This window comes from Staphylococcus sp. HMSC062A01, from assembly GCF_001836805.1.
GTDB lineage: Bacteria > Bacillota > Bacilli > Staphylococcales > Staphylococcaceae > Staphylococcus > Staphylococcus haemolyticus.
In genome coordinates, this window is record NZ_KV830609.1 from 1 (window position 1) to 22,962 (window position 22,962).

25 protein-coding genes and 1 other annotated feature are annotated in these 22,962 nt (G+C 34.3%); of the genes, 23 read left to right on the forward strand and 2 right to left on the reverse strand.

Going from position 1 to position 22,962, the window contains the following annotated elements; translation table 11 throughout:
- The first annotated feature begins 195 nt into the window (after window positions 1–195).
- Complete coding sequence (locus tag HMPREF2715_RS03340; RefSeq protein ID WP_070581350.1) at window positions 196–546, forward strand: DoxX family protein; 351 nt, start codon at window positions 196–198, stop codon at window positions 544–546.
- Window positions 547–627: 81 nt separating this feature from the next.
- Here the strand turns inward: HMPREF2715_RS03340 and HMPREF2715_RS03345 are convergent, their stop codons facing one another.
- A complete protein-coding gene (locus tag HMPREF2715_RS03345; protein WP_037552098.1) occupies window positions 628–1,989 on the reverse strand; it encodes a MocR-like pyridoxine biosynthesis transcription factor PdxR in 1,362 nt (453 codons plus the stop codon).
- Window positions 1,990–2,090: 101 nt separating this feature from the next.
- Here HMPREF2715_RS03345 and pdxS point away from each other — a divergent pair, with 101 nt between their 5' ends.
- On the forward strand, window positions 2,091–2,978 hold the full coding sequence (gene pdxS, locus HMPREF2715_RS03350; protein ID WP_070443019.1) for a pyridoxal 5'-phosphate synthase lyase subunit PdxS: 888 nt from the start codon (window positions 2,091–2,093) through the stop codon (window positions 2,976–2,978).
- Window positions 2,979–2,981: 3 nt separating this feature from the next.
- Window positions 2,982–3,536 (forward strand): pyridoxal 5'-phosphate synthase glutaminase subunit PdxT, encoded by a 555-nt coding sequence (gene pdxT / locus HMPREF2715_RS03355; RefSeq protein ID WP_070839396.1) that lies wholly within the window; start codon window positions 2,982–2,984, stop codon window positions 3,534–3,536.
- A gap of 105 nt (window positions 3,537–3,641) precedes the next feature.
- On the opposite strand, the gene HMPREF2715_RS03360 is transcribed toward pdxT, so the two are convergent.
- Complete coding sequence (locus HMPREF2715_RS03360) at window positions 3,642–4,856, reverse strand: NupC/NupG family nucleoside CNT transporter (protein ID WP_037552096.1); 1,215 nt, start codon at window positions 4,854–4,856, stop codon at window positions 3,642–3,644.
- Window positions 4,857–5,010: 154 nt separating this feature from the next.
- On the opposite strand from HMPREF2715_RS03360, the gene HMPREF2715_RS03365 reads away from it, so the two are divergent.
- The 20 genes from HMPREF2715_RS03365 to rplL all read left to right on the forward strand — a co-directional run bounded on the left by HMPREF2715_RS03365 (window position 5,011) and on the right by rplL (window position 22,880).
- Window positions 5,011–5,472, forward strand: coding sequence for a CtsR family transcriptional regulator (locus tag HMPREF2715_RS03365; protein WP_070443018.1), 462 nt, complete (start codon window positions 5,011–5,013; stop codon window positions 5,470–5,472).
- A 22-nt stretch (window positions 5,473–5,494) separates the two neighbouring features.
- Window positions 5,495–6,058, forward strand: coding sequence for a UvrB/UvrC motif-containing protein (locus HMPREF2715_RS03370; protein WP_011276738.1), 564 nt, complete (start codon window positions 5,495–5,497; stop codon window positions 6,056–6,058).
- Window positions 6,051–7,058, forward strand: coding sequence for a protein arginine kinase (locus HMPREF2715_RS03375; RefSeq protein ID WP_037552094.1), 1,008 nt, complete (start codon window positions 6,051–6,053; stop codon window positions 7,056–7,058). The genes HMPREF2715_RS03370 and HMPREF2715_RS03375 overlap by 8 nt, the downstream gene beginning before the upstream one ends.
- Window positions 7,059–7,073: 15 nt before the next feature.
- Window positions 7,074–9,548, forward strand: coding sequence for an ATP-dependent Clp protease ATP-binding subunit (locus tag HMPREF2715_RS03380; RefSeq protein ID WP_070839399.1), 2,475 nt, complete (start codon window positions 7,074–7,076; stop codon window positions 9,546–9,548).
- 221 nt (window positions 9,549–9,769) lie between these two features.
- Window positions 9,770–11,134 carry a DNA repair protein RadA gene (gene radA / locus HMPREF2715_RS03385; RefSeq protein ID WP_070839402.1) on the forward strand — a complete coding sequence of 455 codons (1,365 nt, stop codon included), beginning with the start codon at window positions 9,770–9,772 and terminating at the stop codon, window positions 11,132–11,134.
- A gap of 25 nt (window positions 11,135–11,159) precedes the next feature.
- A complete protein-coding gene (locus HMPREF2715_RS03390; protein WP_053025233.1) occupies window positions 11,160–12,227 on the forward strand; it encodes a PIN/TRAM domain-containing protein in 1,068 nt (355 codons plus the stop codon).
- 444 nt (window positions 12,228–12,671) lie between these two features.
- Complete coding sequence (gltX, locus tag HMPREF2715_RS03395; RefSeq protein WP_070839404.1) at window positions 12,672–14,126, forward strand: glutamate--tRNA ligase; 1,455 nt, start codon at window positions 12,672–12,674, stop codon at window positions 14,124–14,126.
- A gap of 456 nt (window positions 14,127–14,582) precedes the next feature.
- The gene (gene cysE / locus HMPREF2715_RS03400; RefSeq protein ID WP_172458793.1) at window positions 14,583–15,212 is read left to right on the forward strand and encodes a serine O-acetyltransferase; all 630 of its coding nucleotides are present in this window, start codon (window positions 14,583–14,585) and stop codon (window positions 15,210–15,212) included.
- The gene (cysS, locus tag HMPREF2715_RS03405; protein ID WP_070839407.1) at window positions 15,196–16,596 is read left to right on the forward strand and encodes a cysteine--tRNA ligase; all 1,401 of its coding nucleotides are present in this window, start codon (window positions 15,196–15,198) and stop codon (window positions 16,594–16,596) included. Before cysE ends, cysS begins: the two co-directional genes overlap by 17 nt.
- 1 nt (window position 16,597) lies before the next feature.
- Window positions 16,598–16,984, forward strand: coding sequence for a Mini-ribonuclease 3 (locus HMPREF2715_RS03410; protein ID WP_029376688.1), 387 nt, complete (start codon window positions 16,598–16,600; stop codon window positions 16,982–16,984).
- 8 nt (window positions 16,985–16,992) lie between these two features.
- Window positions 16,993–17,742 (forward strand): 23S rRNA (guanosine(2251)-2'-O)-methyltransferase RlmB, encoded by a 750-nt coding sequence (rlmB, locus tag HMPREF2715_RS03415; RefSeq protein WP_070839409.1) that lies wholly within the window; start codon window positions 16,993–16,995, stop codon window positions 17,740–17,742.
- Window positions 17,739–18,266 carry an NYN domain-containing protein gene (locus tag HMPREF2715_RS03420; protein WP_011276728.1) on the forward strand — a complete coding sequence of 176 codons (528 nt, stop codon included), beginning with the start codon at window positions 17,739–17,741 and terminating at the stop codon, window positions 18,264–18,266. Before rlmB ends, HMPREF2715_RS03420 begins: the two co-directional genes overlap by 4 nt.
- A 70-nt stretch (window positions 18,267–18,336) precedes the next feature.
- Window positions 18,337–18,927 (forward strand): sigma-70 family RNA polymerase sigma factor, encoded by a 591-nt coding sequence (locus HMPREF2715_RS03425; RefSeq protein ID WP_070839411.1) that lies wholly within the window; start codon window positions 18,337–18,339, stop codon window positions 18,925–18,927.
- Window positions 18,928–19,022: 95 nt separating this feature from the next.
- Window positions 19,023–19,166, forward strand: coding sequence for a 50S ribosomal protein L33 (gene rpmG, locus HMPREF2715_RS11620; RefSeq protein ID WP_016931334.1), 144 nt, complete (start codon window positions 19,023–19,025; stop codon window positions 19,164–19,166).
- A gap of 61 nt (window positions 19,167–19,227) precedes the next feature.
- A complete protein-coding gene (secE, locus tag HMPREF2715_RS03430; protein ID WP_011276726.1) occupies window positions 19,228–19,428 on the forward strand; it encodes a preprotein translocase subunit SecE in 201 nt (66 codons plus the stop codon).
- Between the two features lie 17 nt (window positions 19,429–19,445).
- Entirely contained in the window at window positions 19,446–19,994 is a 549-nt protein-coding gene (gene nusG, locus HMPREF2715_RS03435; protein ID WP_053025238.1) for a transcription termination/antitermination protein NusG, read from the forward strand.
- 186 nt (window positions 19,995–20,180) lie between these two features.
- The gene (gene rplK / locus HMPREF2715_RS03440; protein ID WP_001832298.1) at window positions 20,181–20,603 is read left to right on the forward strand and encodes a 50S ribosomal protein L11; all 423 of its coding nucleotides are present in this window, start codon (window positions 20,181–20,183) and stop codon (window positions 20,601–20,603) included.
- Between the two features lie 224 nt (window positions 20,604–20,827).
- Window positions 20,828–21,523 carry a 50S ribosomal protein L1 gene (gene rplA / locus HMPREF2715_RS03445; protein ID WP_011276724.1) on the forward strand — a complete coding sequence of 232 codons (696 nt, stop codon included), beginning with the start codon at window positions 20,828–20,830 and terminating at the stop codon, window positions 21,521–21,523.
- Between the two features lie 258 nt (window positions 21,524–21,781).
- Window positions 21,782–21,933: a sequence feature (ribosomal protein L10 leader region), on the forward strand.
- A gap of 38 nt (window positions 21,934–21,971) precedes the next feature.
- Entirely contained in the window at window positions 21,972–22,472 is a 501-nt protein-coding gene (gene rplJ, locus HMPREF2715_RS03450) for a 50S ribosomal protein L10 (protein WP_070839413.1), read from the forward strand.
- 39 nt (window positions 22,473–22,511) lie between these two features.
- The gene (gene rplL, locus HMPREF2715_RS03455) at window positions 22,512–22,880 is read left to right on the forward strand and encodes a 50S ribosomal protein L7/L12 (RefSeq protein ID WP_011276720.1); all 369 of its coding nucleotides are present in this window, start codon (window positions 22,512–22,514) and stop codon (window positions 22,878–22,880) included.
- Window positions 22,881–22,962: the final 82 nt, after the last annotated feature.

The following is a 22,962-nucleotide window of genomic DNA, read 5'->3' on the forward strand; positions in this document are numbered from 1 at the left end:
TGGTAGTTGGATTTACGTTCCGCTAGAGTAGGACATTGCCAGGCAAATTGTATGGATGCGATGGGCCGATATCGAGACCGAAAGGTCTCTTTTTTTTATGCACCAAAACAAAACCGAAGGTTTAATAAGATATCAACAAATCAAAGTGTTATAGCTTTACGAAGAGCAAGCATTTGAAGTCGATGAATTAAGAATATTGGTTTATTATTAATAAGACTTAGGTTAGGTATTACATTTACAATACATGGTGCTCAAAAAGTATTTGGTGGCTTTAAAGAGCCAATGGCAATGATGTCTGATTTAGGTTTCCCTGCCTTCTTCGGTGTTATTTTAGGATTATTTGAATTCATCGGAGGCATTTTAATGATCATTGGTTTATTTGCTAATTATGTAGCTGCCGGCTTTATCATAATTATGCTTGGAGCTTTATTTACTGTCCATCTGTCACAAGGTTATATGGCATCTGAACTTGTGATTATACTATTGGTGATGAGTGTAGCCATATTGATTTCTTATAATTGGAAGAAAGCACTTGAACTGTATTAAGAAACTATTAATGTCTAATTATTACTTAATATAAACGATGGCACGTCGACAAGTTTTTAACTTATGGACGTGCTTTTTTTACTATACAGTTAATGATTTTATTAAAACGTCGGTGTGCTCTTTAAGTTTATGATTCGGAATACCACCAAATCCAATAATAAATTTTGGAAGTAGTTCATTTTCTTCCGCATAATTGTAAACGTTCAATTTTAATTTCAGTTTCTCAGCATTGTGGAGGCATTGAGACATTGTAAGTCCATTGTCAACAGTTATAGTAAAATGCATTCCTGTTAAAGCACCTTCGATTTTTAATTGATCTTCATGTGGCTTCAAACGTTCTAATATATAATTTAGTTTCTCTCTATAAATCTTTCTCATTTTATTTAAATGACGCTCAAAACTTCCAGATGACATGAAGTTAGCAATAATTTGTTGGATATGCACAGGTACTGTGTTGCTTTCTTTATAAGGCATTGACAGATAAGATTGTAATAATTTTTGAGGTAAAACAATATAAGCAATACGGCAACTCGGGTAAAGTGACTTTGAAAATGTACTAATATAAATCACTTTGTCATTTTTATCTAAACTTTGTAAAGCTGGAATAGGTTTACCGTAATATCTAAATTCTGAATCATAATCGTCCTCAATTATATATCGGCTATTTTGTTGATGTGCCCATTTAATTAACTGTGTTCGTTTCTTTAAATTCATGACATATCCTGTAGGAAACTGATGTGACGGTGTTATATAAACAATATCGTTATTAGAATTTATGATGTCAATCATATTAATTCCATCTTTTTCAACTGTTGCCTGTATATAATCATGCTTGTTTTTATCTAAAACATGTTTTATGGGCGGATAACTTGGTTTTTCTATTATAAAAGATGATGTTTTAAGTAAATCTGTAATCATGTTTAACAGCTGCTCTGTAGAAGATCCAATGACGATTTGATTGGGATGGCACGAAACCCCTCTACTATTAAATAGATAATGGGCAATTTGTTGACGTAAATTTAATTCTCCTTGGATATCACCTTTTTCTAAAAGTGCTAATTCATTATCTTCAAAGGCTTCTTTTGCATACTTTCGGAAAAGGTTGAGGGGGAAGTATTCTGCATCAATTTCAGCTAAATTAAAAGCATACTTGTATTGTTTACTCTCAGGTGTCTTAGGTTCGGTTTCTATAAATTGATTATTAATATTGATGACAGGTAATGACTGAATATCGGAAACATAATAGCCAGAACGTGGTTTAGAGTATATAAAACCTTCATCAAGTAGGAGTTGATAGGCGTGTTCAATCGTTGTATGACTAAGAGATAAATGTTCACTTAACTGGCGTTTCGATGGAAATTTGTCTTGTGCTTGGTATTGACCTTCTATAATTTGGTTTTTTAATTGTTCATAAAGTGATATATATAATTTTTGCTTTTTCATTTTAATAACTGACCCCTAATTTTATAAATAAATTGTACCTTTTTAAATATCAGTTTATAACTTAAAATGAATTTAATCAAATTGGAAAAGGGGTTAATTTTATGTCAAAAATCGTAGGATCAGATCGAGTTAAACGAGGAATGGCTGAGATGCAAAAAGGCGGCGTTATTATGGACGTTGTTAATGCAGAACAAGCTAAAATTGCAGAAGAAGCTGGCGCAGTTGCGGTTATGGCTTTAGAACGTGTACCATCTGACATCAGAGCAGTTGGTGGGGTAGCACGTAGCGCTAATCCTAAAATTGTTGAAGAAGTAATGAATGCTGTATCAATTCCAGTTATGGCGAAAGCACGTATTGGTCATATTACTGAAGCACGTGTGTTGGAAGCTATGGGCGTAGATTATATTGATGAATCAGAAGTGTTAACACCTGCTGATGAAGAATATCATTTAAGAAAAGATCAATTCACGGTTCCTTTTGTATGTGGTTGTCGTAACTTAGGTGAAGCTGCGCGTCGTATTGGTGAAGGTGCTGCAATGTTACGTACTAAAGGTGAACCTGGTACTGGTAACATTGTAGAAGCAGTTAGACATATGAGAAAAGTTAATTCAGAAGTTAGTCGCTTAGTTGTGATGAATGACGATGAAATTATGACTTATGCAAAAGAACTTGGTGCGCCTTATGAAGTTTTAAAACAAATCAAAGATCACGGACGTTTACCAGTAGTTAACTTTGCAGCTGGTGGTGTTGCTACACCTCAAGATGCTGCTTTAATGATGGAATTAGGTGCTGATGGTGTATTTGTTGGTTCAGGTATTTTCAAATCTGAAGATCCTGAGAAATTTGCTAAAGCAATTGTTCAAGCTACAACGCATTACCAAGATTATGAGCTTATTGGCAAATTAGCTTCAGAATTAGGCACAGCAATGAAAGGTTTAGATATTAATCAAATCTCATTAGAAGAACGTATGCAAGAGCGTGGTTGGTAATATATGAAGATTGGTGTATTAGCATTGCAAGGTGCCGTACGTGAACACATCCGTCATATTGAACTTAGTGGTCACGAAGGTATTGCAGTTAAAAAGGTTGAACAATTAGATGAGATAGATGGGTTAATTCTTCCAGGTGGCGAATCTACTACATTGCGAAGATTAATGGATTTATATGGATTTAAAGAAAAATTACAACAATCGTATTTACCAATGTTTGGCACATGTGCAGGTCTTATCGTACTAGCGAAAGATGTCGAAGGTGAAACTGGCTATTTGAAGAAATTAGACATAACTGTTGAACGTAATTCATTTGGACGACAAGTAGATAGTTTTGAAGCAGAGTTAGATATTAAAGGTATTGCTGAAGACATTGAAGGTGTATTTATTAGAGCACCTCATATCGCTAGTGTTGAAGAGGGCGTAGAAATATTAAGCACAGTTGGCGATAAGATTGTAGCAGTAAAGCAAGGCAAATATTTGGGCGTATCATTCCATCCGGAATTAACAGATGATTACAGAGTAACGCAATACTTTATTGATCATATGGTTAAATAAATGAATAATGGCAATTTTAGGGACGTTTTAAAAGTCTTCAATTTGCAAAAAAATAACCTAGAACTTCTTTATAAATTGGAAGTTCTAGGTTATTTAATTTCGATATTAGATAAAGAAACCAGCAATTGCAGCTGAAATGAATGATACTAATGTTGCACCAAATAATAACTTAAGTCCAAAGCGCGCTACGACATCACCTTTTTCAGAGTTAAGTGATTTAATGGCACCTGAGATAATACCGATTGAACTGAAGTTTGCGAATGATACTAAGAATACAGACGTTACACCTTTTGTATGTTCAGATATATCTTTTAAGTTACCTAATGATTGCATTGCAACAAATTCATTAGATAATAATTTAGTTGCCATAACGGAACCTGATTTAACAGCGTCTTCCCAAGGTACACCAGCTAAGAATGCTAATGGTGCAAAGACAAATCCGATTAATGTTTGGAAGTCCCATTTAATTGCGCCACCTGATACTAAGCTAAATGCACCACTTACTAAACCGTTTAATAATGCGATGATTGCAATATAACCAATTAACATTGCGCCTACGATTACTGCAACTTTGAAACCATCTAAAATGTATTCTCCTAACATTTCGAAGAATGACTGTTTTTTAGTTTCGCTTTCGTCTACTAATAGTTTATCGTCTTCTTCATTAACTTTATAAGGGTTAATGATTGAAGCAATAATGAAACCACCAAATAAGTTTAAAACAACAGCTGTAACAACATATTTAGGTTCAATCAATGTGAAGTATGCACCAATAATTGACGCTGATACTGTAGACATTGCTGAAGCTGTTAATGTGTACAAACGTTGTTTAGGTATGTAAGGTAACTGTTGTTTCAATGAAATGAATACTTCAGATTGACCTAAGATTGCAGCAGCAACTGCATTGTATGATTCTAAACGTCCCATACCATTAATTTTAGAAATTAAGAATCCTAAAACATTAATAATCCATGGTAAGATTCGAGTATATTGTAAGATACCAATTAATGCTGAAATAAATACAATTGGTAGTAACACACTGAAGAAGAATGGTGGGTTTTTAGGATCTACGAACTTAAATCCGCCAAACACGAAGTTAACCCCTTCTGCAGCTTTTTGTAATAAGTAGTTAAATCCTTCCGAAATGCCCCCAATAACTGTAATACCTGCTGTCGTTTTCAATAAAATAAACGCGAACACAAGTTGGATAACTAATAAAATACCAACATATTGCCAGCGGATATTTTTTCTGTCAGAGCTAAACAAAAATGCAAGTGCCAAAAAGAAAATTATCCCTATAATCCCAATAAGAATATGCATAATTCTACTCCTTTAAATTTACTTAACTAATATAATACAATAAATTCTTACATGTAACATCAATAATTTTAGAAAATTAAAAAACAAATTGGTTGAAAAAGGTCAAAGATGCTCATATAATATAGTCAAAGAAGGTCAAAAGAGGTGGTAAATCATGCACAACATGTCTGACATCATAGAACAATACATTAAAAAGTTATTCGAAGAAAGTAATGAAGACGTGGTAGAAATTCAACGAGCAAATATTGCTCAACGGTTCGACTGTGTACCTTCTCAATTAAATTATGTCATTAAAACTAGATTCACAAACGAACATGGTTATGAAATAGAAAGTAAACGAGGTGGTGGAGGTTATATCCGAATCACCAAAATTGAAAATAAAGATGCAACGGGGTATATTAATCATCTGTTGCAAATCATTGGGCCATCCATTTCCCAGCAACAAGCTTACTATATTTTAGATGGTTTGCTAGATAAAGGTCTCATTAGTGAAAGAGAAGCAAGAATGATTCAAGTTATAGTTGATCGAGAGACTTTGAAAATGGATGTTGTTGCTCGAGATATTATTAGAGCGAATATTTTAAAACGTTTGTTACCAATCATTAGTTTTTATTAATAGAAAAGCGAGGTGTCTATGTGTGCTTTGCGAAAACTGCCATTTAAATGAAGCAGAGGTTAAACTTACAGTAAAAAGTAAAGAAGGCACTTCTGAGAAATGGGTATGTTCTATATGTGCTCAAGGTGAAAACCCTTGGCAACAAAATGAAACGCCATCCCCGCATTCTCAGTTTCAAGACGATATTGAAGAAGCATTTGTCGTCAAACAAATATTGCAACATTTGGCAACGAAACATGGTATTAATTTCCATGAAGTAGCTTTTCAAGAAGAGAAGCGATGTCCAACGTGTAAGATGACATTAAAAGATATTGCGCATGTAGGGAAATTCGGGTGTGCAAATTGTTATGCCACTTTCAAAGATGACATCGTAGATATAGTAAGACGCGTTCAAGGTGGACAATTTGAACACGTAGGTAAAACGCCTCGTTCGTCTCATAAGAAACTTGCCATCAAGAAACAAATTGAGGAAAAAACAAAATATCTCAATGTACTAATAGATGAACAAAACTTTGAAGAGGCTGCTATCGTTAGAGACGAAATAAAAGCATTGAAAGACGAGAGCGGGGTGGAACGCAATGAGTGATATGAATGCACATATCAGTGAATGGATGAAGGAAACTGAAGAATCTCCAATTGTTATGTCATCAAGAGTTCGATTGGCTAGAAATTTAGAAAATCACGTTCACCCACTCATGTTTCCATCAGAACAAGATGGGTTCAGAGTTATAAATGAAGTACAAGATGTATTGCCTGATTTAGATTTAATGCGTTTGGATACAATGGATCAACAAAACAAAATGAAACTTGTTGCAAAACATTTAATTAGTCCTGAACTGATTAAACAACCCGCATCAGCAGTGTTATTGAATAAAGATGAATCAATAAGTATTATGATTAATGAAGAAGATCATATACGCATACAAGCAATGGGCACCGATTTATCTTTACACGACTTATATAACAAAGCTAGTGAGATTGATGATACTTTAGATCAATCATTAGACATTAGTTATGATGAACATTTAGGATATTTAACTACGTGTCCAACAAATATTGGTACAGGTATGCGAGCAAGTGTGATGTTACACTTGCCAGGATTATCCATTATGAAACGTATGAATCGTATTGCACAGACAATTAATCGTTTCGGTTTTACAATTCGAGGTATATATGGAGAAGGCTCGCAAGTGTATGGCCATATTTATCAAATCTCAAATCAATTAACACTTGGTAAGACTGAAGATGAAATCATAGATAATTTAACTGAAGTTGTTCAACAAATCATAAATGAAGAAATGCAAATTCGTGAACGTTTAACTCAATACAATGAATTAGAAACGCTAGACCGTATTTATCGGTCATTGGGTATTTTACAAAATAGTCGAATCATTTCAATGGAAGAAGCTTCTTATCGTTTAAGTGAAGTGAAATTAGGTATCGATTTAGGGTATTTAACATTGAGTGATTTTAAATTTAATGAACTAATGGTAAGTATTCAATCAGCGTTTATCTATAACGATGAAGATGAAACAATCTCTGTAAATGAAAAGAGAGCAAATATATTAAGAGAATATACTCAATAGGAGGTACAAAAATATATGCTATTTGGTAGATTAACTGAACGTGCACAACGTGTCCTAGCACACGCACAAGAAGAAGCGATACGTTTAAATCATTCTAATATAGGTACAGAACATTTGTTATTAGGTTTAATGAAAGAACCAGAAGGTATTGCTGCTAAAGTATTAGAAAGCTTTAATATTACCGAAGATAAAGTGATTGAAGAAGTCGAAAAATTAATCGGTCACGGACAAGATCAAACAGGAACATTGCATTATACACCAAGAGCTAAGAAAGTAATTGAACTTTCAATGGATGAAGCAAGAAAGTTACACCATAACTTTGTAGGTACAGAACACATATTATTAGGTTTAATTCGTGAAAATGAAGGCGTAGCTGCTCGCGTATTTGCTAATCTTGATTTAAATATTACAAAAGCGCGTGCACAAGTCGTCAAAGCACTAGGTAGTCCTGAAATGAGCAATAAAAATGCTACAGCAAATAAATCAAATAATACCCCTACATTAGATGGATTAGCACGTGATTTAACTGTCATTGCCAAAGATGGAACGTTAGATCCAGTTGTTGGTAGAGATAAAGAAATTACTCGTGTAATTGAAGTGTTAAGTCGTCGTACTAAAAACAATCCTGTACTAATTGGTGAACCCGGTGTAGGTAAAACTGCAATTGCAGAAGGACTTGCTCAAGCTATTGTTAATAATGAAGTACCTGAGACACTTAAAGGTAAACGCGTGATGTCACTTGATATGGGAACAGTTGTAGCTGGTACTAAATATCGTGGTGAATTTGAAGAACGTTTGAAAAAGGTAATGGAAGAAATTCATCAAGCTGGTAACGTAATCTTATTCATTGATGAATTACACACATTAGTTGGTGCTGGTGGAGCTGAAGGCGCAATCGATGCGTCAAACATATTAAAACCAGCATTAGCACGTGGTGAATTACAATGTATCGGTGCGACAACATTAGATGAATATCGTAAAAACATCGAGAAAGATGCAGCGTTAGAACGTCGTTTCCAACCTATTCAAGTTGATGAACCAACAGTTGAAGACACAATTGCAATTTTAAAGGGATTACGTGATCGTTATGAAGCGCATCACCGCATCAATATTTCAGATGAAGCACTTGAAGCGGCTGCTAAATTAAGTGATCGTTATGTATCAGATCGTTTCTTACCCGATAAAGCGATTGATTTAATTGATGAAGCAAGTTCAAAAGTAAGACTGAAAAGTCATACAACACCTAACAACTTGAAAGAAATTGAGCAAGAAATTGAAAAAGTAAAAAATGAAAAAGACGCAGCAGTTCATGCTCAAGAATTCGAAAATGCTGCTAATTTACGTGATAAACAAACTAAACTTGAAAAACAATATGAAGATGCCAAAAATGAGTGGAAAACAACTCAAGGCGATCAATCCACTTCTCTATCAAAAGAAGATATTGGTGAAGTCATTGCAGGTTGGACAGGTATCCCGCTTACAAAAATTAATGAAACTGAATCAGATCGATTATTAAATCTTGAACAAACGTTACATGATAGAGTTATAGGCCAAAATGATGCTGTAACTTCTATTAGTAAAGCGGTACGCCGTGCTCGTGCAGGATTGAAAGATCCTAAACGTCCAATCGGTAGTTTTATCTTCTTAGGTCCAACAGGTGTAGGTAAAACAGAATTAGCTAGAGCATTAGCAGAATCAATGTTTGGTGAAGAAGATGCAATGATTCGCGTTGATATGAGTGAGTTTATGGAAAAACATGCTGTGAGTCGTTTAGTTGGAGCGCCTCCAGGCTATGTAGGTCATGATGAAGGTGGTCAATTAACTGAGAAAGTAAGACGTAAACCATACTCAGTTATCTTATTTGATGAAATCGAAAAGGCGCATCCAGATGTATTTAATATTCTATTGCAAGTTCTAGACGATGGTCATTTAACTGATACAAAAGGACGTCAAGTTGATTTCCGAAATACAGTGATTATCATGACTTCAAATGTCGGTGCACAAGAATTACAAGATCAACGCTTTGCTGGTTTCGGTGGTAGTTCTGAAGGTCATGACTATGAAACAATTCGCAAGACAATGATGAAAGAATTGAAAAATTCATTCCGTCCAGAGTTCTTAAACCGTGTTGACGACATCATCGTATTCCACAAACTTTCTAAAGATGAATTGAAAGAAATCGTTACAATGATGGTTAATAAACTAACACAACGACTATCTGAGCAAGATATTAATATTGTTGTAACTAATAAAGCAAAAGAAAAAATTGCTGAAGAAGGCTATGATCCAGAATACGGTGCCCGTCCATTAATCAGAGCTATTCAAAAAACAGTTGAAGATAACTTGAGTGAATTAATTTTAGACGGTAACCAAATTGAAGGTAAAGAAGTTGTCATCGACCATGATGGTGATGAATTTAAATATAATATCAATGAAAAAAATAATGGTATTTCAGATGAAGGCAACGAAGCAACTGAAACTGAAGCATAATACTATAAAATTAATGTTAAATATAAGCTGAGACATATCGTATTCGAATGTCTCAGCTTTAATTTTTTGATTTCAATGAATCAATTTTAATCATTATAAGTATTAATTATCACTAAAATAAATAGAATCAAATTTATACTAATTTGCTTAAGTTTACATTTGTCATTGTGCAACGTTACATATAAAATAGATTTGTTCAAAGAAAAATCGGGGGTGCAATTTTGGCCAAAAAGAAAGTAATTTTTGAGTGTATGGCTTGCGGCTATCAATCTCCAAAATGGATGGGAAAGTGTCCTAATTGTGGGTCATGGAATCAAATGGAGGAAATTGTTGAAAAAGCTTCAAATCCTAAACACGGCGTAAAGACATCAACGTCTAGCGCAAAAGTCCAGAAATTAAATGATATCAAGAATGAAGTGACACCGAGAGTTCAGACAGAATCAAAAGAGTTCAACCGCGTTTTAGGTGGTGGCATTGTAAGTGGCTCTTTAGTGTTAATAGGTGGAGATCCTGGTATCGGTAAATCAACGTTATTACTGCAAATTTGTGCATCATTGTCACAAAAATTAAATGTACTGTATATTACAGGTGAAGAATCACTAAATCAAACTAAATTACGTGCCGATCGACTAGATGAAGATTCGAGTAATTTAAATGTGTTAGCAGAAACAGATTTAGAGGTAATACATCAAACAGTTCAACAAGCACAACCTGATATTTTAGTTGTGGATTCCATTCAAACAATATATCATCCTGAAATTAGTTCGGCACCTGGTTCTGTGTCTCAAGTTAGAGAAAGTACACAGAGTTTAATGAATATTGCTAAACAAATGAATATTGCAACATTTATCGTCGGACATGTTACAAAAGAAGGTCAAATTGCAGGACCGCGTCTATTAGAACATATGGTTGATACTGTACTGTACTTTGAGGGAGATGAGCATCATGCTTATCGTATCTTGAGAGCGGTTAAGAACCGTTTTGGTTCTACTAATGAAATGGGCATTTTTGAGATGAAACAAAGCGGGTTAAAAGGCGTTCATAATCCTTCTGAAATGTTCTTAGAGGAACGTTCTACCAATGTGCCGGGATCAACGATTGTAGCAACTATGGAAGGTACACGACCTCTATTAATAGAAGTTCAGGCATTAGTGACGCCTACAACATTTAATAACCCTAGACGTATGGCAACAGGTATAGATCATAATCGTTTGAGTTTATTAATGGCTGTATTAGAGAAAAAAGAAAACTATTTATTACAACAACAAGATGCATATATTAAAGTAGCTGGTGGCGTTCGATTGACAGAGCCGGCAGTTGATTTAAGTGTTATAGTAGCAACAGCTTCAAGTTTTAAAGATAAAGCAGTAGATGGGCTTGATTGTTATATTGGAGAAGTAGGTTTGACCGGTGAAGTGAGACGTGTTTCTCGAATTGAACAACGTGTTCAAGAAGCAGCTAAATTAGGCTTTGAACGTGTTATTATTCCACAGACAAATATCGGTGGATGGCAATTTCCTGAGGACATTAAAGTAGTAGGAGTGTCTACAGTACATGATGCACTAAAATATGCATTCAAATCGTAAATAAAGTGAAAAAGAGGTGAGACTTATGAAAGTATTAAAAGGAATTGTAATCATCATATATATTATTCTAGGTGCCGCACTTGGTATTTTGTTAATACCTGAAATACTCAAGGATTTTAATATTGATGGTTACCCATTTTTACATAACTATTATATTGATGGCTTAATTGGAATAGTAGTATTTTTCTTGATTTTTGGCTTCTTTATTAATAAAGTTACGAAAACTTTTAAAGCCATTGAGCATTGGATTATGCAACGTAGTGCTGTTGAAATTTTATTTGCAACACTTGGACTTATCATTGGATTATTTATATCAGTTATGGCTTCGTTTATTCTAGAAATGATTGGAAACACGATATTAAATCATCTAGTACCACTTATTATTACATTATTGCTATGTTATTTAGGTTTCCAATTTGGTTTGAAAAAGCGTGACGAAATGTTAATGTTCTTGCCGGAAAATATGGCACGCTCTATGTCTAAAAGTAATATTAGTGCTGTACCTAAACTTTTAGATACAAGTGCAATTATCGATGGACGTATTTTAGATGTCATTCGTTGTGGTTTTATAGATGGTGAAATCCTTATCCCGCAAGGTGTTATTAATGAACTTCAAGTTGTAGCTGATGCGAATGATAGTGTGAAACGTGAAAAAGGACAACGCGGTTTAGATATATTAAATGAATTGTATGACTTAGAGTATCCTACACGCGTGATACATCCACAAAAGTCTCACAGTGATATTGATGAACTATTGGTAAAGTTAGCACAGACTTATCATGCGCATGTGATTACTACCGATTTTAATTTAAATAAAGTATGTCACGTTCAAGGAATTAAAGCTTTAAATGTAAACGACTTATCTGAAGCAATTAAACCGAATGTTCATCAAGGTGACCGCATTAATATTCTATTGACTAAAATGGGTAAAGAGCCTGGTCAAGGTGTAGGCTATTTAGATGACGGCACAATGGTAGTCGTTGACAATGCGAAATCACTTGTAGGTAAATATGTAGATTTAGAAGTCATCAGTTTATTACAAACATCATCAGGACGTATTATTTTCGCTAAAAAAATAGACGATTCAGAGTAATGATAAATATGTTCTTTAAACTTAGAGATTAAGAAGATATGTTCAATTATAAAAAAATTAAATTATTGTAAGTGATTAGGTTTCATGTGAAACGCTAAATGTGGAGGGCACTCTTTTCAAGAAGCGAAGCATGGAACCTATTTACATAAAGTATATTTATGAATTAATGATAATCTATAGCGCAAACAAGTGACTTATCAAAGTGTTGATTTAGTGCTACAATAATGAAGAAATGCGAACTTTTATCTAAGGTTAATGTAAAGTGGAAAGTTATTCGGGAACATGTCTAAAATGATAGTTTAGAATAGCTTTTTTCTAATGGTTTGAAGATGTTTCTTACTGGCGTAGAACGACTCGGTTAGAGTGTAAAGTTTGTAGCCTGTATTAGATAAAGCGTATAAATTCGAAGTTAAAACATAACTAATATTTATAGGAGTGAATACGATGAGTGAACGCATTAGAGTGAGATATGCACCAAGTCCAACGGGATATTTACACATTGGTAATGCAAGAACTGCATTATTTAATTATTTATTTGCTAAACATTATGATGGTGATTTCGTAGTGCGTATTGAAGATACGGATAGTAAACGTAATCTTGAAGATGGTGAGTCATCTCAATTTGATAACTTAAAATGGTTAGGATTAGATTGGGACGAATCAATCGATAAAGACAAAGGTTATGGACCTTATCGCCAATCAGAACGTGGTGATATCTATAATCCACTTATTCAACAATTATTGGACGAAGATAAAGCGTACAAATGTTACATGACTGAAGAAGAGCTTGAAAAAGAACGTGAAGATCAAATCGCACGTGGTGAAATGCCTCGTTACGGTGGTCAACATGCACATTTAACTGAAGAAGAACGTCAACAATTTGAAGCTGAAGGTCGTCGCCCATCAATTAGATTCCGTGTGCCTCAAGATCAAACGTATACGTTTAATGATATGGTTAAAGGTGAAATTTCATTCGATTCAAACAATATAGGTGACTGGGTTATCGTTAAAAAAGATGGCATCCCTACCTATAACTTTGCTGTAGCTATCGATGATCATTACATGGAAATTTCCGATGTTATTCGTGGTGACGATCACGTTTCTAACACACCAAAACAACTTATGATTTATGAAGCATTTGGTTGGGAAGCGCCACGCTTTGGTCATATGTCGCTAATTGTTAATGAAGAACGTAAAAAATTAAGTAAACGTGATGGCCAAATTTTACAATTTATTGAGCAATACCGTGATTTAGGTTACTTGCCAGAAGCGTTATTTAACTTTATTACATTATTAGGTTGGTCTCCAGAAGGAGAGGAAGAAATCTTTTCTAAAGAAGAATTTATTAAGATCTTTGATGAAAAACGCCTCTCTAAATCACCAGCGATGTTCGATAGACAAAAATTAGCATGGGTTAATAACCAATATATGAAAACAAAAGATACTGACACAGTATTTGAACTTGCATTGCCTCATCTTATTAAAGCTAATTTAATCCCAGAATCTCCAAGTGAAGATGATAAAGAATGGGGTCGCAAATTAGTGGCACTATATCAAAAAGAAATGAGCTATGCTGGCGAAATTGTACCTTTATCTGAAATGTTCTTCCATGAAATGCCTGAATTAGGAGAAGAAGAACAAGAAGTCATTAATGGAGAACAAGTTCCTGAATTGATGACACATTTATATGGTAAATTAGAAGCTTTAGAACCATTTGAAGCGGCTGACATTAAGAAAACAATTAAAGAAGTACAAAAGGAAACAGGTATTAAAGGTAAACAATTATTCATGCCTATTCGTGTTGCCGTAACTGGTCAAATGCATGGTCCTGAATTACCTAATACAATTGAAGTATTAGGTAAAGATAAAGTACTTTTACGATTGAAAAAATTCGTGTAAAGGACATCAGGCAAGTTGCACGAATGAGATGCTAATTTAACTTATCTAACACTTGAAATTTCACATTAAAGCAAATATGATAATGTTAAAGATGGCGAAGCCATTTTGGTATGAGTATTTAAAGGCGAAGGATTAGTAAATATTGGACTATGATTTCAGAGAGTGTACGGTTGCTGTGAGTACGCCATAGACGATGTTGAATGCACCTTTGTATAATCAACTAAATATAGTAAATGAGTATGATAAAGTGAATCTAGTAATCTATAGTTATATAGATATACTAGCTTGCATTTATCTAGAATACAGAGTGGAACCGTGCAATAGCGCCTCTAGCATCTTAAGTGTTAGGGGCGCTAATTATTTTATTTAGAGTGTATTTAAGTATTTTGTTATTAAATTTGGAAATTTTTAAACTTTTTAAAAAACTGAGGGGGGGCGACAGTCTTGATAAAAAGAATGAGAGACGATGTGAAAATGGTATTCGAACAAGACCCAGCAGCTCGTACAACATTTGAGGTTATTACAACATATGCTGGATTACATGCAGTTTGGAGTCACCTTATTGCACACAAACTATATAATAAGAAACGCTACGTATTGGCGAGAATTATATCTCAAGTATCACGTTTCTTTACAGGTATTGAAATACATCCAGGCGCGAAAATTGGCAAACGCTTATTTATAGACCATGGTATGGGTGTAGTAATTGGTGAGACTTGTACAATTGGTGATAATGTGACTATTTATCAAGGTGTAACACTGGGGGGTACGGGCAAAGAAAAAGGAAAACGTCACCCTGATATTGGCGATAATGTATTAATCGCAGCTGGGTCAAAAGTGTTAGGTAATATTCAAATTGATTCAAATGTGAATATTGGTGCGAATTCAGTGGTATTACAATCAGTTCCAAGTTACACGACTGTAGTCGGTATTCCTGGACATATTGTTAAACAAGAGGGTAAACGTATCGGTAAAACATTTGATCACCGTAATTTACCCGACCCTTTATATGAACAAATTAAGCAACTAGAAAAACAACTTGAAAAAGCGAAGAACGGAGAGATTAAAGATGATTACATTATATAATACATTAACGCGTCAAAAAGAGACATTTGAACCTATCGAACCAGGTAAGGTGAAAATGTATGTCTGTGGTCCGACAGTATACAATTATATTCACATTGGTAATGCACGTCCTGCCATAAATTATGATGTTGTACGTAGATATTTTGAATATAAAGGATACGAAGTGATTTATGTTTCAAACTTCACAGATGTAGACGATAAATTAATAAACCGTTCTAAGGAATTGAATGAGAGTGTACCGGATATTGCAGATAGATACATTAAAGCATTTTATGAAGATGTTGGTGCATTAAACGTTAAGAAAGCGACTTCGAATCCACGTGTAATGAATCATATGGATGAGATTATTGATTTTATTAAAGAGCTAGTTGATGAAGGTTACGCTTATGAGAGTGACGGCGATGTCTACTTTAGAACACGCAAATTTGAAGGTTACGGTAAATTAAGCCATCAGTCATTAGATGATTTAAAGGTAGGAGCAAGAATAGAAGCTGGGGAACATAAAGAAGATGCGTTAGACTTTACTTTATGGAAAAAAGCAAAACCAGGTGAAATTAGTTGGGAAAGTCCTTTTGGTGAAGGGCGTCCAGGTTGGCATATTGAATGTTCAGTAATGGCGTTTCATGAACTAGGCAAAACAATTGATATTCATGCTGGTGGTTCTGACTTACAATTCCCTCATCACGAAAACGAAATTGCGCAATCAGAAGCGCATAATCATGCCCCATTTGCTAATTACTGGATGCATAATGGTTTTATAAATATAGATAACGAGAAAATGAGTAAATCGTTAGGTAACTTTATACTAGTTCATGACATCATAAAAGAAGTAGATCCTGACGTACTGCGATTCTTCATGATTAGCGTACATTATAGAAGTCCTATTAACTATAATCTAGAACTTGTTAATGCAGCTAAGAGTGGTTTAGAACGCATTCGTAATAGCTATCAATTGATAGAAGAACGTGAAACAATCGCGACAGACATCGTTGACCAATCTAAATATATCGAACAAATCGATGCTATTTTAGAGCAATTTGAGACAGTAATGGATGATGATTTCAATACTGCTAATGCTGTTACGGCTTGGTACGATTTATCTAAACTTGCGAATAAATATGTTTTAGAGAACAATACATCTACTCAAGTCATTTCTCGATTCAAAGAAGCTTATCAGATATTTAGTGATGTACTTGGAGTTCCACTAAAAGGTAATAAATCAGATATGTTACTTGATGAAGATATTGAAAAGCTCATCGAAGAACGTAATGAAGCGCGTAAAAATAAAGACTTTGCACGTGCAGATGAAATAAGAGATATGCTTAAAGAACAAAATATTATATTAGAGGATACGCCACAAGGTGTACGCTTTAAACGTGGATAATATGGATATTAAATTGTTAAACCCGTTAACACTAGCCTACATGGGTGACGCAGTGTTGGACCAGCACGTGCGAGAATATATCGTTCTTAAATTACAAAGTAAGCCTAATCGATTGCATCAAGTTTCGAAAAGTTATGTGTCTGCGAAAAGTCAGGCGCAAACTTTAGAAACATTATTTGAAATGGGTTGGTTCACGGATGAAGAATTAGATATTGTTAAAAGAGGTCGTAATGCTAAAAGTCACACTAAGGCTAAAAATACGGATATTCAAACTTATCGTAAAAGTTCTGGTTTAGAAGCAGTCATTGGATATTTATATTTAGATCATCAAGAAGAAAGATTGGAAAATTTACTTGATATGATTGTTCAAACAGTCAATGAAAGGTAGTGAAAACAGTGGAAGATATCGTTATTGTCGGTAGGCATGCTGTTAAAGAAGCGATTGTTTCTGGCCATACAATTAATAAAATTTGGATACAAGAGGGAATCAGAAAGCAACAAATCAATGATATTTTACAAAATGCTAAAGAGCAAAAATTGATTGTTCAAACAGTTCCAAAATCCAAATTAGATAATTTAGCAAATGCACCTCATCAAGGTGTTGCTGCGCTTATTGCACCATATGAATATGCTGATTTCGATCAATTTATTCAATCTCAAAAGGATAAAGAAGGTTTATCAACTGTAGTGATTTTAGATGGCCTTGAAGATCCGCATAACTTAGGCTCTATATTGAGAACGGCAGATGCTAGCGGTGTTGATGGTGTTATTATTCCTAAAAGACGTTCAGTAGCATTAACGCAAACAGTTGCTAAAGCATCAACAGGTGCGATACAACATGTTCCAGTTATGCGTGTTACGAATTTAGCAAAAACAATTAACGAATTAAAAGAACATGGCTACTGGGTAGCAGGTGCTGAAGCGGATAATGCAACAGACTATAGAGAAATGGCGGCGGATATGCCATTAGCTATCGTTATCGGTAGTGAAGGACAAGGCATGAGTAGATTAGTGAAAGATAAATGTGATTTTTACATTAAAATACCTATGGTTGGACATGTTAATAGCCTCAATGCATCGGTAGCTGCTAGTTTAATGATGTATGAAGTATATCGTAAACGTCATCAAATCGGAGATAACGCATGAAAGATAAATATTTGATAATTGATGGCTACAATATGATTGGACAGTCACCTGAACTCGGTAAAATTGCAAAAGATAATTTGCAAGAAGCACGAGAGCAATTATTAGATGCTATAGCAAACTATAATGCTGTTGTAGCTGATGAAATTGTATGTGTGTTTGATGCGTATGAACAATCAGGTATAGAAAGAGAATACATTTATCATGGTGTAAAAACAGTATTTACAAAAGAAAAGGAGACTGCGGATAGCTATATAGAACGTTATGTTTATAATTTATATAACAAGCACACGACACATATTACCGTTGTAACCAGTGATATGAGCGAGCAACATGCAATATTTGGTGCTGGCGCATATCGTGTATCTTCGAGAGAGATGTGGCGTGATTTAAGAGAAAATGAAATCACAGTGAGTAAGTCATTAGATGATTTCACAGAAAGTAAACCGAGAACTCGCATTTCGTTATCAAATGATGTATTAGCAGAATTTGAAAAGATTAGACGTGGGAATCATAACAAAGATTAAAATCGTCCACTTGTCTTTTGAAAACGACTTCATATAAACTTTGCCTAACTTAATTTGAAAGGTAAGGTTTATGGCGCATCAATTTATACAACTAGAGAAGATCTTTAAAGCATTCCAAAATAGTCGTAGTAGTCACGAACAAGAGAGATTATTTATAGATATAGTAAACCACATACAACCTAAACTTTTTATAAAATTTAAAAGTTATGGAATGAAAAATGAAGATATTGAAGATTTAGTACAAGAAATTTTAATCAGGACTTATTTAGCACTTCATACATTTGATTTTAGTACAGATGTTCCCTTCGAACACTATTTGAATTGTATCGTACGATCAATGCGAAATGATTTTTGGAGAAGAAAATATATTGAGACTGATAAGCACGAAAGCATCATTAATGACTATGTTATTGACTACAAATTGAATCAATCAAGTAAACATATTGAAGATATCTGTATGATAAAAGAGAAGCGAGAATTGCTAGCGAGTAGTTTAACAGTATTAAGTCGATTCGAGCGAAGCGTAGCTGAATTACTAATGTCTGATTATTCGCCTAATGAAATTGCAAAACAGCTAGGTATTAAAGATAAAGTGGTTTACAATAGTATTCAACGTTGTAAAATGAAAATGAAGTACTATTTATTGAGGCGTCTTTATTAAGTTGTATCAACTCATACATAACGGCGCTTGTTTGACATTTAATGTTAGGTTTATGTATAGTATACTGGTATTAAAATGAGCAAAGGTGAACTGATTTGAAAAAAGTACCTTTAATTTGTGAGGTTTGTGGTACTAGAAATTATAACGTACCGAAAAAAGAAACTTCTGCAACGAGACTAGAAATAAAAAAATATTGTTCGAGATGTAATGCACATACGATTCATAAAGAGTCTAAATAATAGTGAAAGTATTGCTATTAAAGTTAACGGTTAACTAACTGTGAGTATGGAGGTAATTTTGATGGCTAAAGATAAGGGCACAAACAAAGAAAAAGACAGTTTCTTCCAAGGCGTTAAAAGTGAAATGGAAAAAACGAGTTGGCCAACAAAAGAAGAACTTTTTAAATATACTGTAATTGTAGTTTCTACAGTAATCTTCTTTATGGTCTTTTTCTGGGTATTAGATATAGGTATTGGGAATTTAATTGAACTATTTAGATAAGAATAAGGAGTGACAACATGTCTGAAGAGGTTGGCGCAAAGCGTTGGTATGCTGTGCATACGTATTCTGGATATGAGAATAAAGTTAAGAAGAATTTAGAAAAAAGAGTAGAATCAATGAATATGACAGAACAGATTTTTAGAGTTGTCATACCTGAAGAGGAAGAAACACAAGTTAAAGATGGTAAAGCTAAAAAGCAACTTAAAAAAACGTTCCCTGGTTATGTACTTGTAGAACTAGTGATGACTGATGAATCTTGGTATGTAGTACGTAACACACCTGGTGTTACAGGATTCGTTGGTTCAGCTGGAGCTGGTTCTAAACCAAACCCATTATTACCTGAAGAAATGCGATTCATTTTAAAACAAATGGGACTTAAAGAAAAAACAATCGATGTAGAATTAGATGTCGGAGAACAAGTTCGTATTAAATTTGGACCGTTCGCTAATCAAGTTGGAGAAGTTCAAGAAATCGAACCTGATAAATTTAAATTAACAGTATTAGTTGATATGTTTGGAAGAGAAACACCAGTTGAAGTTGAATTTGATCAAATAGAAAAATTATAATCAATTAAATTTTAAAAACATTGAACAACAAAAAAGATGAAATTTTACTATTGCTTTTTAAGTTGGTTCAGTGTTAAAATAATGTGGTCGCGTTTTTATAGCGCTCATTTCGTCACGAAATGTTTATGAGTGGGAGGGCAAAACTGAGCCCTGTGACCACATCACGATATCAAGGAGGTGCACATCGTGGCTAAAAAAGTAGAAAAAGTAGTTAAATTACAAATTCCTGCAGGTAAAGCGAACCCAGCACCACCAGTTGGTCCAGCATTAGGTCAAGCAGGTGTGAACATCATGGGATTCTGTAAAGAATTCAACGCACGTACACAAGAACAAGCAGGTTTAATCATTCCGGTAGAAATCAGTGTTTATGAAGATCGTTCATTTACATTCATTACTAAAACTCCACCGGCTCCAGTACTACTTAAAAAAGCGGCTGGCGTAGAAAAAGGTTCTGGTGAACCTAACAAAACTAAAGTTGCTACAGTAACTAAAGATCAAGTACGTGAAATTGCTCAAACTAAAATGCAAGACTTAAACGCTGCAGACGAAGAAGCAGCTATGCGTATTATCGAAGGTACTGCTCGTAGTATGGGTATCACTGTACAATAATTAATGAATATAAAGTTAGTTTAATTTTGAAATAAACTGATAGACGATAGCAGGTAACAGAAATGACAACGACAATATTGTCTATGATTAGTCTGGGTGACTAGTAATCTTTCTTAAGATTACTCAAACATTAGACATTCATCTGTTATCTGCTCTTAACTTGTGTTAGGCACAAGTAAGCGTGGGAGGAAATTCCGCTAAAACCACTAAAGGAGGAACAATAAATGGCTAAAAAAGGTAAAAAGTATCAAGAAGCAGCTAATAAAGTTGATCGTACTAAACATTATAGTGTTGAAGAAGCAATCAGCTTAGCTAAAGAAACAAGCATTGCTAATTTTGACGCATCAGTTGAAGTTGCTTTCCGTTTAGGAATTGATACACGTAAAAATGACCAACAAATCCGTGGTGCAGTAGTATTACCAAACGGAACTGGTAAATCACAACGTGTATTAGTATTTGCTAAAGGTGACAAAATCACTGAAGCAGAAGAAGCAGGCGCAGATTACGTAGGTGAATCTGAATACGTACAAAAAATCCAACAAGGTTGGTTCGACTTTGACGTAGTAGTAGCTACACCAGACATGATGGGCGAAGTAGGTAAATTAGGTCGTGTATTAGGACCTAAAGGTTTAATGCCAAACCCTAAAACTGGTACAGTAACTATGGACGTTAAAAAAGCTGTTGAAGAAATCAAAGCTGGTAAAGTTGAATACCGTGCTGAAAAAGCAGGTATTGTACATGCTTCAATCGGTAAAGTTTCATTCAGCGATGAAAAATTAGTTGAAAACTTCAAAACTTTACAAGATGTATTAGCTAAAGCTAAACCATCATCTGCTAAAGGTACTTACTTCAAATCTGTTGCTGTAACCACAACAATGGGTCCTGGAGTTAAAATTGATACTTCATCATTCAAATTATAATTAAGTGTAAACTTATTTGATTATAGAACCTGTGACTTTCGAATGTCACAGGTTATTGTTATGTATATACAGAAATAACTTTTGTGTGAACATGATGTAATCTATAAATGGAATTTATTTATTCCGAACATATTGAAGTCTATGTCTTCATATATGATGACGAAGAAATAATTAGTCGATAGAGAAGTAATAACTTTATCTCATTTATAGAAAAAATTGGAAAAGTGATTGACATATTACAATAATGAGGTTATATTATTTATTGTGATTATTTTACCTAAGACAGTAGGAGTTATAGTATAACTTAAAAATTATCCTGCCGAGGCTAAAATTGACTTGAACGTGTGATCATAAAAATGATCTTTCAAGCGCTTTTTGCCGTGGGTAGAAAGTGCTTTTTTTATTGAGAAATTTAAAAAGCACCAAAAATAAAAATGGAGGTGTCTGAATGTCTGCTATTATCGAAGCTAAAAAACAACAAGTTGATGTTATTGCTGAACAACTTAAAAATTCAGTTTCAACTGTTATCGTTGACTACCGTGGCTTAACAGTTGCAGAAGTAACTGAACTACGTTCACAATTACGTGAAGCTGGTGTTGAGTACAAAGTTTACAAAAACACTATGGTTCGTCGTGCAGCTGAACAAGCAGGTATCGAAGGCTTAGATGAATTCTTAACAGGTCCTACAGCTGTTGCAACTTCAACTGAAGATGTAGTAGCACCAGCGAAAGTTATCGCAGGATTTGCTAAAGAACATGAAGCTTTAGAAATCAAAACAGGCATTATGGAAGGTAGCGTTATTTCAGCAGAAGAAGTTAAAACTGTTGGTTCATTACCTTCACACGATGGTCTTGTTTCTATGCTTTTATCAGTATTACAAGCTCCAGTACGCAACTTCGCTTATGCGGTTAAAGCTGTTGGAGAACAAAAAGAAGAAAGCGCTGAATAATTGCGCATAAAAAATTAAAATAATTGGAGGAAATATAAAATGGCTAATCAAGAACAAATCATTGAAGCAATTAAAGAAATGTCAGTATTAGAATTAAACGATTTAGTAAAAGCAATTGAAGAAGAATTTGGTGTAACAGCAGCAGCTCCTGTAGCAGCAGCTGGTGCAGCTGGTGGCGGAGACGCAGCAGCAGAAAAAACTGAATTTGATGTTGAGTTAACTTCAGCTGGATCTTCAAAAATCAAAGTTGTTAAAGCAGTTAAAGAAGCAACTGGCTTAGGCTTAAAAGATGCTAAAGAATTAGTAGATAACGCTCCTAAAGTAATCAAAGAAGGCGTTGCTAAAGAAGAAGCTGAAAAACTTAAAGAACAATTAGAAGAAGTTGGAGCTACTGTAGAATTAAAATAATTCTAGTATCTTAACTTAATATCGAAGGTTATGTGTTTTTAATGTATTAATAATGCATTATCAGAACTAACCCGAAGTCTTT